Below are 10,472 nucleotides of genomic sequence, written 5' to 3'. Positions count from 1 at the left end.
ACTCTCCGTTGAAAACAACACCCAGGCACACCCCGAAGAGCACACCCAGAAAAAGAGATGCCTGACAGGAGACACTGACTAAATTGTCAGAATCATTGTCAAAGAAACCATCAACCAGCCACCTGACAAAGCAGGCAACCAGCCAACGGGGCATTACAAACTAATTCGTCGACTATGACACACTGTTGAGTTCTCAAGAATCAGACGCTCACCGTGGCCCGAATTCCTTCGGCCCTGCAGGGCGACTCGGTAAAACTTAGCGGTTTGAATTCTCCGGTGCAAATCCGGGTCTTTCTCCCCCACCCCGGCGCACGCCACGAATCTCGCGACTTCTCGAGGCCCACTGGTGCGGACACTCGTCCATCGCGGAGATGGCGTCGAGGGGGTAGTCGCTTCGGGGCCGGAGGCCCGACCGACCGGTCTTGCCTCCCGCCGCTCCCTGGCGACCCGGAGAACATTAGGCCACCACGCGACCGAGTTCAAATCGGTTCCGCGTGAGCCGGGCCACAACGACGTCTGCCCAGGTCAGCGGGGGTGCGCGGGGTCAGCGGACCTCGACGCCGGCGAAGTTCTTCTTGCCCCGACGCAGGACGAGGAGCCGGTCCTCGACCAGGTCGTCGTCCCCCGGCACGTAGTCGGGGTCCTCGACCCGGTGGTTGTTCAGGTAGGCCCCGCCCTCCGCCACCGCCCGACGCGCCTCGCCCTTGGACTTCACGAGCCCGGTCGCGACGAGCAGGTCGACGATGGTCGGCACGTCGTCGGCGGGCACGACGACCAGCGGGCGTGCGGTCGCCAGCGCCGCGTGCAGCGTCGACCACCCCACCGAGCGCAGGTCGCCGGTCCCGAACAGCGCCGCGGACGCCGCCGTGATCCGGGCGGTCTCCTCGGCCCCGTGGACCAGGGTCGTCACGTGCTCGGCCAGCGCGCGCTGGCCGGCCCGGAGGAACGGCTTCTCGGCCTGCTCGGCCTCCAGCGCCTCGATCTCCTCGCGGGAGAGGAAGGTGAAGATCCGCAACAGCTCCCCCACCTTCTCGTCCTCGACGTTGAGCCAGAACTGGTAGAAGGCGTAGGGCGCCAGCATCTGCGGGTCGAGCCACAGAGCCCCGCCCTCGGTCTTGCCGTACTTGGTCCCGTCCGCCTTCGTGACGAGCGGCGTCGCGAACGCGTGCGCCCGACCGCCGTCCGCGCGGCGGATCAGCTCGACGCCTCCCGTGAGGTTGCCCCACTGGTCGGACCCTCCGAACTGGAGCGTCACCCCGTGGTCGCGGTACAGGTTGAGGAAGTCCATCGACTGGAGCAGCACGTAGCTGAACTCGGTGTAGCTGATCCCGGCTTCGAGCCGGCTGCGCACGACGTCACGGGCGAGCATCCGGTTGACCGGGAAGTGCTTGCCGACGTCGCGCAGGAAGTCGATCGTCGACAGGCTCGCCGTCCAGTCGTAGTTGTTGACCATGGTCGCGGCGTTCTCGCCCTCGAAGGAGAGGTAGGGCTCGATCTGCGCGCGCACCCGCTCGACCCACTCCTTGACGGTGTCGAGCGAGTTGAGCTGCCGCTCTCCGGACTCCCTCGGGTCGCCGATCATGCCGGTGGCGCCCCCGACCAGGGCGTACGGCGTGTGGCCGGCCTGCTGGAGCCGGCCGGCCGTGACGATCTGCACCAGGTTGCCCAGGTGCAGGCTCGGAGCGGTGGGGTCGAAGCCGACGTAGAACTTGACGCTCCCGGACGTGAGGGCCTCGCGGAGGGCGTCGAGGTCCGTCGAGTGGGCGATCAGGCCGCGCCACTCGAGGTCGTCGAGAAGAGTCGGGTCGACGGTCACGGGGAACCTTTCGGGTCGAGATGTGCGGATCAAGCGTGCCACGTGGTGGGCTGGCTACGCTCTCCGGAGTCGGGAAGGGACCGAGGTTGATCGCAGGCAGGTACACGCTCGACCGCGAGATCGGACGTGGGGGGATGGGCGCCGTGTGGCTGGGACGCGACACGGTGCTCGGACGCGACGTCGCACTCAAGCGGATCGGGGTCGCGCCCGGAGGCGGCACGCCGGACCTCGCCCGGGCGGAGCGGGAGGCCCGGCTCGCCGCCCGGCTCAACCACCCGCACGTCGTGGCGATCTACGACCTCGTGACCGAGGGCGACGACCAGTGGCTGGTGATGGAGCACGTCGAGGGGCTCACCCTGGCCGCGCTCGTCGCTCGCGACGGGGCGCTCCCGCCCGATCGGGCGGCACCGCTGGTGCGCCAGGCGGCCGACGCGCTCGCGGCCGCCCACGCGGCCGGCATCGTGCACCGCGACGTCAAGCCCTCCAACATCCTGGTCACCCCCGGCGGCCAGGTGAAGCTCTCGGACTTCGGCATCGCCCGGGCCGAGGCCGACGCCTCGCTCACCCAGACCGGGTTCGTGACCGGCTCGCCGGCGTACCTCTCCCCCGAGGTCGCCTCGGGCCAGCAGGCCACCCCCGCCAGCGACGTCTGGTCGCTCGGCGCCACGCTCTACCACGCGCTGTCCGGCCACCCGCCGTACGACGTCGGCGAGAACGTCCTGGGTGCGCTGTACCGGATCGTGCACGAGGACCCGCCCCGGCTCGCGGACGCCGGCTGGCTCTCGCCGCTGCTGCTGGCCACCATGACCACCGAGCCCGGTGATCGCTGGTCGATGGGCGAGGTGCGCGACTTCCTGGCGGCCGGGGCGTCCGCACCACCGCCCTCTTCCGGCGCCGAGCGCACCCAGGTCCTCTCGCAACCGGTGCTCCCGGTCCCCCCTCCACCGTCGACGCCGCCACCGTCGACGCCGCCACCGATGCCGGCACCGGTCCCAGTGGACGACGGACGCGGCGGACGGGCGGTCGCGGTGACGCTGGCGGTCGTCGCGATCGTGGCCCTGGCCGTGGTCGCGTGGCTGCTCGGCTCGCGTGCCGCCGACGACGGCTCGGGCACCGCGGGGCAGCCGTCCGGCGGCCGGTCGGGCGCGTCGTCGCCCGCGACCTCGCCCACCTCGCCCGACACCTCCTCCAGCAGCACCGGTGACGTGACGGCCGACGGCATGGAGAACTTCGTGGAGGGCTATCTCGCGGCAGTCACGAGCGACCCGAAGTCGGCCTGGGCACAGCTGACGCCGCAGTTCCAGGCCGAGAGCGGCGGCTACGGCCAGTACAAGAAGTTCTGGTCGACCATCGAGACCGCCGACCTCATCTCGGCCCAGGCCGACCCGGAGAGCCGGCAGATCACCTACACCGTCGAGTACGTCCGGGCGGACGGGTCCAAGGAGCGTGACGAGGTCACCCTGGTCCTCGACGGCACCGACGACGCCTTCCTGATTGCGGGCGAGACCTGACCGGTCCCCCTATCGTGGGGGCAGGAGGGCCCATGGAGCTGGCGACGCTGTACCGGGACATCGTCGAGAGGTCGCCGGACGCGATCTGGGTGTTCGACCTCGACGGTCGCGTGCTCTACGCGAACCCGGCGCTGCGCGAGCTGTTCGGCGCCGACGAGGCCGCCATGGTCGGTCTCACCGTGTTCGACACCCTCGACGAGGTCGGCAGGGGCCAGTTCGCCGAGCACCTCGAGCAGCTGCGGTCCGGCCGGTCGAACGACGGCGAGGTCGAGACCCGCTTCGTCCGGTGCGACGGCACCACGGTCTGGGTCACCATCACCGAGAGCTTCCTGCGGGACCCGGACGGCTCGGTCAGCGGCGTCCTCCACCGGATGAGCGACGCGAGCGACCGCCGTCGCACCGTCGACGCCCTCGGACTCAACTGGCGCCGGCTCGCGGAGGCCCAGCGGATCGCCCGCATCGGCAGCTGGGAGTGGGACGTCGAGGCGGACCAGATCTGGGGCTCCGAGGAGCTCCTCGCGCTCTACGACCTCGACCCCACGTCGTTCCCGGCGACCTACGACGCCTTCCTCGACATCGTCCACGAGGACGACCGCGACCAGGTCGACGCGGCGGTGCAGGGCGCGCTCCGCGACGGCGGGAGCTTCGTCTTCGTGGCCCGGGTCCAGCGCGCCGACGACACCTGGCTGTGGACCCGTGGCCGCGGCGTCGCGCAGGCCGACGCGTCGGGCCGGGTGGCCCACATGTACGGCACCCACCAGGACGTCACCGAGACCAAGCTGGCCGAGCTGGCGCTGGAGGACCAGGTCCGCCAGAACACGCTCATGCAGGCGGTGGCCAGCGCGGCCAACGAGGCCGCGACCCTGGCCGAGGTGCTCGGCCACGCCCGGCACCTGGTGCTGCTGCACGACGACTGGGAGCGGGGGCGGGCGTTCCTGCCGAACGCCGAACGGACCGAGGTGGAGCCGCTCCTCATCACCGACGAGGACCGTCTCGAGGACGAGGCCACCCCCGAGATCTCCGCGGCCGAGCTCGCGCTGGCCAACCGGGCCTTCCACGAGAAGCGGTCGGTCTGGGACGAGGAGACCCACCTGACGATCGCGTTCACCGTCTCCTACGGCGAGGAGGTGGTGGCGGTCGCCACGATCACCTCCGCTCCCCCGCTGTACCGCTTCGAGATGATCGAGACGATGGTCGAGCAGGTGGCGGTCCAGCTCGGCCGGGTCGCCGAGCGGGAGCGTGCGCAGCGCGAGCTCGCCGACGCCCGGGACGGGGCGCTGGCGGCGTCGCGCCAGAAGTCGGAGTTCCTCGCGACGATGAGCCACGAGATCCGCACGCCGCTCAACGGCGTGATCGGCCTCAACGACCTGCTGCTGCGCAGTCGTCTCGACCCCGACCAGCTCCGGCTCGCCTCGGGCGTCCAGGTCGCCAGCCGGGCGCTGCTGAGCGTCATCAACGACATCCTCGACTTCTCCAAGATCGAGGCCGGCAAGCTCGAGCTGGAGCGCCTCGACTTCGAGGTGCGCCCGGTGTTCGACCAGGTCGTCAGCGTGCTCGCCGAGACCGCCCGCGCCAAGGGCCTCGAGCTGATGGTGTCCTGCCACCCCGACGTGCCGGAGGTGCTCGCCGGCGACCCGACCCGGCTCGCCCAGGTGCTGACGAACCTCGGCTCCAACGCGGTCAAGTTCACCGACGAGGGCGAGGTGACCATCCGGGCGACCGCCGAGCCCACCGAGGACGGGCGGACGCTGCTGCGCGTCACGGTGGCCGACACCGGCGTCGGGGTGCCGGAGCAGAACGTCGACACCCTCTTCGACGCGTTCACCCAGGCGGACGCGTCCACGACGCGCAAGTACGGCGGCACCGGCCTCGGGCTGGCCATCTCGAAGGAGATCGTCGAGGCCCTCGGCGGCGAGATCGGTCTCGAGCCGAACCTCGACGGCGGCAGCGTCTTCTGGTTCACCGCCGTGCTGGACGCCGCCACGGGGACCTCGGTCGATCCCGACGACGAGTACGCCCGGAGCTGGCTCGCGGGACGCCGGGTGCTGGTCGTCGACGACAACGACAGCAACCGGCTGATCCTCGAGGAGCAGCTGGCCTGGTGGCGCGTGCGCGCGGCGTCCGCGGACGGCGCCGACCGGGCCGAGGCGATGATGGCCGAGGCGCGGGCCGCCGGCGACCCGTTCGAGGGCGTGCTTCTGGACATGTCGATGCCCGGTCGCGACGGCCTCGACCTCGCCCGCGCGCTCCGGCGGGTGCCGGCGTACGACGCGGTGGTGCGACTGATGCTCACCTCGGCCACCGCCCCCGCGGCCGACGAGCTGCGCGACGGCGGGATCACCGAGTGCCTCACCAAGCCGGTGCTGGCGGCCGAGCTCAGGCGCGCGCTCCTGCGCCACCTCGCCGGGGTCGAGCCGCGGCCACTGGCCGACGCCTTCGCGACCGGGCAGGACGGCGCCGCCCGGCGGGTCCTGGTCGTGGAGGACAACCCGGTCAACCAGCTGGTCGCCGTCGGGCTGCTCGAGGCGCTCGGCTACGTCGCGCAGACGGCGGACGACGGCGTCTCCGCGCTCGAGGTGCTGGCCCTCGACGAGTTCGACCTGGTGCTGATGGACGTGCAGATGCCGCGGATGGACGGGTACGACGCCACCCGGGCGATCCGCGAGCGCGAGCCTGCCGGCTCCCGGGTCCCGGTGATCGCGATGACCGCGGCCGCGGTCGAGGGCGAGCGGGAGCGCTGCCTGGCGGCCGGGATGGACGACTTCCTGACCAAGCCCGTCGACCCCGGCGCGCTGGCGGCCGTCCTCGAGCTCTGGATCGGTGAACCGGCCGCCCGCGAGCGCGGTAGCGTGCGCACCGTGACCGAGAACTCGGACGAGGCGCCGGCCGACGACGCGCTGAACGGCCTCGAGCTCTTCCGGCTCGACGAGCTCCGCGACCTCGACCCCGGGAACACGACCTACCTCGACCGCGCCATCGGCAACTTCGTCACCAACACCCCCGGCACCTTCGCCACCATCCGCGAGGCGGTGGCGGCCGGTGACGCGCCCACCCTCAAGCAGGTCTCCCACAAGCTGGCCGGCGGCGCGCTCAACCTCGGCGTGACCGAGGCCGGACGGACCGCGCAGCAGATCGAGCTGGTCGCCGACTCCGGGTCGACCGACGGCGCGGCCGACCTGCTGCCGGTGCTCGAGCAGGCGCTCGAGCGGGGTCGAGCAGCACTGCTGGCCTACCAGGCGGCGTACACCGGGTCCTGACGGGGTAGTACCCCGTCATGAAGAGCATCATCGGGATCGTCATCGTCGTCTGGCTGCTCATCGGCGTCGCCGCCGCCTGGCAGCGGGGCTACTTCGGCGACGACCGCGAGGTCAGCTGCAAGAGCACCGGCGACACGGTCCTGACCATCGTCGCCGGGCCGCTCAACTACGTGGGCGCCAACCCGAAGGTCGACTGCAAGGTCGACCTCCCCCAGCCCTCCGAGTAGCGGCGGTCACGCCGGGCGCGCCCGGCGGCCGCGGATCCGCAGCACCACGCCCACGACGAGCGTGACGAACCCGGCGGTCCCGAGGAGCATCCCGCCGAGCACCGTCAGGAAGACCACCCAGATCAGGGTCTCACCGGTCGGGTAGTGGCCGAGCACGACGGGCGTCCCGGCGGTGGCATCGGCGATGTCCACCTCGTACGAGCCGTCGGTCGGGACGGTGAGCCGCGCGAAGACGACGTACGTCGTCCCGTCGACCTCGATGCTGGTGTCGTCGCTGAAGAAGCCGAAGGTGCTCTCGACGCCCACGTCGCCCGGACCCGTCACGGAGATGTCGTCGGCCTGGGCGACGTGCTGCGTCCCGGCGATCTCCTGGCTGTAGAGCGCCCACTCGCCCTCGGACAGCTCGGCCGTCGTCGAGCCCGGCATCTCGAAGACCACCGCGTCGTCGTTGTCCGTCCCTCCCAGGACCAGCCACGCGACCACCGCGGCACAGATGGCGGCCGCGGCGACGACCATCGCGACGATCCCCGCCAGGATGGTCCGCCGCCCCGGTCGGGGGTCGACCGTCGTCGAGCTCATGGACACCGACGCTAGAGGGCCGTGCCGCCGGGAGCATGACCCGTGCGGGCCATCACGTCCCCTCCCGAGGGCCATCGCCCGGTACCGGGTCGGAGGATCACCAGGTCGGTGCGAACCTGGGGTCATGCGCTACGCGAAGCTCGGACAGACCGGACTCGACGTCTCCGTGGTCACCCTCGGCTGCATGAGCTGGGGCGACCCGGGACGCGGTGGTCACCCGTGGGTGCTCGACGAGGAGGCCGCCCGCCGGATCGTCGCGGACGCCCTCGAGGCCGGCATCACCACGTTCGACACCGCCAACGTCTACTCGGGCGGGAGCAGCGAGGAGATCACCGGGCGCGCGCTGCGCGACCTGGCCCGCCGCGAGGACGTCGTCATCGCCACCAAGGTGCACGGCCGGATGCGGCCGGGGCCGTACGGCGCCGGCTTGTCCCGGAAGGCGATCCTGCACGAGATCGACGAGTCGTTGCGCCGGCTCGGCACCGACTACGTCGACCTGTACCAGATCCACCGCTGGGACCCCACGGTGCCGATCGAGGAGACGATGGAGGCGTTGCACGACGTCGTGCGGGCGGGGAAGGCGCGACACCTGGGCGCGTCGTCGATGTGGGCCTGGCAGCTGGCGAAGGCCCAGCACGTGGCCCGGACGAACGGCTGGACGCCGTTCGTCTCGATGCAGGACCACTACAACCTGCTGTACCGCGAGGAGGAGCGCGAGATGCTCCCGCTCTGCGCCGACCAGGGCCTCGGCGTGCTGCCCTGGAGCCCGCTGGCACGCGGACGCCTGACCCGGCCGTGGGAGGAGCAGACCACACGCTCGGAGACCGACCGGTTCGGGCGCACGCTCTACCAGGACCAGGACCGTGCGGTCGTCGACTCCGTGGCGCGGGTGGCCGAGCGGCACGGCGTCCCCCGAGCGCAGGTGGCGCTGGCCTGGCTGCTCCACCAGCCGGTCGTCACGTCCCCGATCGTGGGCGTGACCCGGCCCGAGCACCTCGCCGACGCCGTGGCGGCCGTCGACGTCACCCTGTCGGCCGACGACCTCGAGGAGCTCGGGGCCGACTACGTCCCCCACCCGGTGGCCGGGCACGCCTGAGCAACGGTTGACGACGACTTACCGTTAGTGTCTACTTACGGTTAGCCATGACGAACGCACCAGCGATGCTGACCGCCCTCGGGGACCCCACCCGCCAGGCGATCCTCGACCAGCTCGTGGACGGCCCCCGCGCCGTCGGCGAGCTGGCCCTCGAGCTGCCGGTGAGCCGGCCGGCCGTCTCCCAGCACCTCAAGGTGCTCAAGGAGGTCGGCCTGGTGCTCGACGAGCAGCAGGGCACGCGCCGGATCTACCGGGTCGACCCCGACGGTCTCGCCGTGCTCCGCCGTCACCTCGACGACTTCTGGGCGAGGTCGCTCGGCGCGTTCGAACGACGGACCCGAGGAGACAACCATGACTGACCAGCTGGCCCCGATCACCCAGGGCGTCACGGTCGCGGTCCCGCAGGAGCGGGCGTTCGACATCTTCACCAGCGACATGACGTCGTGGTGGCCGGCCGACCACCACATCGGCTCCGCGCCGATCGCCGAGATCGTGATCGAGCCCCGCGCCGGTGGCCGCTGGTTCACCCGCCACGAGGACGGCACCGAGACCTCGACCGGCTACGTCGTCGTCCACGACCGCCCGCACCGGGTGGTCCTGACGTGGCAGATCGGCGCCGACTGGGCCTACCACGAGGACCTGGTCACCACCGTCGAGGTGCGTTTCGAGGCCGAGGGCCCCGACCGCACCCGGGTCGAGCTCGAGCACCGCGACCTCGCGGCGTACGGCGAGGACGCCGAGACCATGCACGAGACCTTCGGCGCGCCGGACGCGTGGGCCAGCACCCTGGAGCACTACGCCGCGGCCGCCGGAGGTCGCTGAGCCGGCCGGCTTCAGGACCGGGCGAGGTCGGCGCGGTCCGGGAAGAAGCGGCGGACCGACAGGCTGACGTAGACCAGCGCGACCAGGGCGGGCACCTCGATGAGCGGGCCGACCACACCGGCGAGCGCCTGGCCCGAGGCCACGCCGAAGACGCCGATGGCGACGGCGATCGCGAGCTCGAAGTTGTTGCCAGCCGCCGTGAAGGAGACGGCCGTCGCCCGCTGGTAGTCGAAGCCGAGCGCCTTGGTCAGCAGCATCGACCCGCCCCACATGACGGCGAAGTACCCGAGCAGGGGCACGGCGATCCGCGCGACGTCCAGCGGCTGGTTGGTGATGGTGTCGCCCTGGAGCGCGAAGAGGACGACGATCGTGAACAGCAGGCCGTAGAGCGCGGCCGGCCCGATCCGCGGCAGCAGCGTCGACTCGTACCACTCGCGGCCGCGGGCGCGCTCGCCGAGGGTGCGGGTGAGGTAGCCCGCCAGCAGCGGGATGCCGAGGAACACCAGCACGGACCGGGCGATCCCCCACACCGACACGTCGAGCGCGTCCTGCGCGAGGCCGAGCCACCCCGGCAGCACCTGGAGGTAGAAGTAGCCGAGCAGGGCGAACGCCAGGATCTGGAAGATCGCGTTGATGGCGACCAGGATCGCGGCGGCCTCCCGGTCGCCGCAGGCCAGGTCGTTCCAGATCAGCACCATCGCGATGCAGCGGGCCAGGCCCACGATGATCAGCCCGGTGCGGTACTCCGGCAGGTCCGGCAGCAGCAGCCAGGCGAGCGCGAACATCAGCGCGGGGCCGACGACCCAGTTCAGCAGGATCGACGTGGTCAGCAGCCGCTTGTCACGGGTGACGTGGCCGAGCTCGTCGTACCGGACCTTGGCCAGCACGGGGTACATCATGACCAGCAGGCCGATCGCGATCGGCAGCGAGACCGACCCGACCTCGACCGCCGCCAGGGCGTCGTCGAGCCCGGGGACCGTCCGGCCCAGCAGCAGCCCGAGCACCATCGCCGCGACGATCCAGACGGGCAGGAACCGGTCGAGGGTCGAGAGCTTGCGGAGGACGGCGTCCTCGTGGGCGCCGGGCTCCCCCACCACGTCGCTCATGCACGCGCCGCGGCGCCGAGCTCGCCGGGGACGAACAGGCACGCCTCGCCGCCCTGGT

The 10,472-nt window shown here is 71.5% G+C and carries 9 protein-coding genes; 6 read left to right on the top strand and 3 right to left on the bottom strand.

Annotated features, from left to right (window positions below):
• Positions 1-544: 544 nt before the first annotated feature.
• Positions 545-1,816, bottom strand: a complete 1,272-nt coding sequence (tyrS, locus tag ACILQ5_RS18480) for a tyrosine--tRNA ligase (RefSeq protein WP_395659499.1) — start codon at positions 1,814-1,816, stop codon at positions 545-547.
• Between the two features lie 86 nt (positions 1,817-1,902).
• On the opposite strand from tyrS, the gene ACILQ5_RS18475 reads away from it, so the two are divergent.
• From ACILQ5_RS18475 to ACILQ5_RS18465, 3 genes are read left to right on the top strand one after another with little or no spacing between them, the layout of a single operon-like run.
• Positions 1,903-3,327 (top strand): serine/threonine-protein kinase, encoded by a 1,425-nt coding sequence (locus tag ACILQ5_RS18475; protein ID WP_395659498.1) that lies wholly within the window; start codon positions 1,903-1,905, stop codon positions 3,325-3,327.
• A 32-nt stretch (positions 3,328-3,359) separates the two neighbouring features.
• Positions 3,360-6,584, top strand: a complete 3,225-nt coding sequence (locus tag ACILQ5_RS18470) for a response regulator (protein ID WP_395659497.1) — start codon at positions 3,360-3,362, stop codon at positions 6,582-6,584.
• Between the two features lie 17 nt (positions 6,585-6,601).
• Positions 6,602-6,811 (top strand): hypothetical protein, encoded by a 210-nt coding sequence (locus ACILQ5_RS18465; RefSeq protein WP_395659496.1) that lies wholly within the window; start codon positions 6,602-6,604, stop codon positions 6,809-6,811.
• Positions 6,812-6,817: 6 nt separating this feature from the next.
• Here ACILQ5_RS18465 and ACILQ5_RS18460 read toward each other — a convergent pair whose 3' ends face one another.
• Positions 6,818-7,390 carry a hypothetical protein gene (locus ACILQ5_RS18460; RefSeq protein ID WP_395659495.1) on the bottom strand — a complete coding sequence of 191 codons (573 nt, stop codon included), beginning with the start codon at positions 7,388-7,390 and terminating at the stop codon, positions 6,818-6,820.
• A 124-nt stretch (positions 7,391-7,514) separates the two neighbouring features.
• On the opposite strand from ACILQ5_RS18460, the gene ACILQ5_RS18455 reads away from it, so the two are divergent.
• The 3 genes from ACILQ5_RS18455 to ACILQ5_RS18445 are packed head-to-tail and all read left to right on the top strand — an operon-like array spanning position 7,515 to position 9,308.
• Positions 7,515-8,486: an aldo/keto reductase gene (locus ACILQ5_RS18455; protein WP_395659494.1), complete on the top strand. Its 972-nt coding sequence runs from the start codon at positions 7,515-7,517 to the stop codon at positions 8,484-8,486.
• A gap of 47 nt (positions 8,487-8,533) precedes the next feature.
• Positions 8,534-8,845, top strand: coding sequence for an ArsR/SmtB family transcription factor (locus ACILQ5_RS18450; protein ID WP_395659493.1), 312 nt, complete (start codon positions 8,534-8,536; stop codon positions 8,843-8,845).
• Positions 8,838-9,308 (top strand): SRPBCC family protein, encoded by a 471-nt coding sequence (locus ACILQ5_RS18445; RefSeq protein WP_395659492.1) that lies wholly within the window; start codon positions 8,838-8,840, stop codon positions 9,306-9,308. Before ACILQ5_RS18450 ends, ACILQ5_RS18445 begins: the two co-directional genes overlap by 8 nt.
• Positions 9,309-9,319: 11 nt before the next feature.
• Here ACILQ5_RS18445 and arsB read toward each other — a convergent pair whose 3' ends face one another.
• Positions 9,320-10,414 (bottom strand): ACR3 family arsenite efflux transporter, encoded by a 1,095-nt coding sequence (gene arsB, locus ACILQ5_RS18440; RefSeq protein ID WP_395659491.1) that lies wholly within the window; start codon positions 10,412-10,414, stop codon positions 9,320-9,322.
• Positions 10,415-10,472: the final 58 nt, after the last annotated feature.

It is taken from the genome of Nocardioides sp. (assembly GCF_044226305.1).
GTDB lineage: Bacteria > Actinomycetota > Actinomycetes > Propionibacteriales > Nocardioidaceae > Nocardioides.
Note: the sequence above shows the minus strand (reverse complement) of the source record. Positions and strands in the feature narration are given on the sequence as shown.

What these genes read in the sequence shown, in the direction of transcription:
- ACILQ5_RS18470 (WP_395659497.1), top strand. Translation starts at nt 3,360, where the DNA reads ATGGAGCTGGCGACGCTGTACCGGGACATCGTCGAGAGGTCGCCGGAC.
- ACILQ5_RS18465 (WP_395659496.1), top strand. Translation starts at nt 6,602, where the DNA reads ATGAAGAGCATCATCGGGATCGTCATCGTCGTCTGGCTGCTCATCGGC.
- ACILQ5_RS18460 (WP_395659495.1), bottom strand. Translation starts at nt 7,390, where the DNA reads ATGAGCTCGACGACGGTCGACCCCCGACCGGGGCGGCGGACCATCCTG.
- ACILQ5_RS18455 (WP_395659494.1), top strand. Translation starts at nt 7,515, where the DNA reads ATGCGCTACGCGAAGCTCGGACAGACCGGACTCGACGTCTCCGTGGTC.
- ACILQ5_RS18450 (WP_395659493.1), top strand. Translation starts at nt 8,534, where the DNA reads ATGACGAACGCACCAGCGATGCTGACCGCCCTCGGGGACCCCACCCGC.
- ACILQ5_RS18445 (WP_395659492.1), top strand. Translation starts at nt 8,838, where the DNA reads ATGACTGACCAGCTGGCCCCGATCACCCAGGGCGTCACGGTCGCGGTC.
- arsB (WP_395659491.1), bottom strand. Translation starts at nt 10,414, where the DNA reads ATGAGCGACGTGGTGGGGGAGCCCGGCGCCCACGAGGACGCCGTCCTC.